Source organism: Gluconobacter sp. P1D12_c (assembly GCF_018812105.1).
Taxonomy (GTDB): Bacteria; Pseudomonadota; Alphaproteobacteria; order Acetobacterales; family Acetobacteraceae; genus Gluconobacter; species Gluconobacter oxydans_A.
This window is the reverse complement of the sequence record NZ_JACSIQ010000352.1, coordinates 1-491: the sequence shown is the minus strand read 5'-3', so window position 1 is coordinate 491 and position 491 is coordinate 1. Positions and strand designations below refer to the sequence as shown.

Sequence of the window (491 nt, the reverse complement as noted above, 5' to 3'; positions counted from 1 at the left end):
AGTTTCTACACCCACATCTCCGATCAGTATGATCCGTTTTCGACCCGGGTGATTGCGGCGACGGCCGGTGAAGCACCCTATGTTCTGGATGGGCTGCTGTATCATGCCAACGGGCTTTCCATTGAAGAGCATTATACCGACACGGGTGGGGCATCGGATCATGTTTTCGGGCTGATGCCCTTCTTTGGTTATCGATTTGCGCCCAGGATACGGGATCTGAAAGAGCGGAAACTTCACCTGTTTCCATATCAAAGCCCCGGTTATCTCCTGAGTGGAATGGCCGGTGACCCGATCAATACCGATCATGTTGCGGCCCACTGGGACGACCTGCTGCGTCTGGTCACATCCATTCGGAGTGGAACCGTGACGGCCTCGGCCATGCTGCGGAAGCTCGGATCTTATCCCCGTCAGAATGGTCTGGCTGTGGCCTTGCGTGAAGTTGGCCGGATCGAGCGGTCGGTTTTCATGCTCGACTGGATACAGGATCTGGA

At 55.6% G+C, this 491-nt stretch carries 1 protein-coding gene; it reads left to right on the top strand.

Annotated elements, in window-relative coordinates; translation table 11 throughout:
- The coding region (locus KP705_RS17135; protein WP_215765139.1) for a Tn3 family transposase at positions 1-491 on the top strand (491 nt) is incomplete at both ends.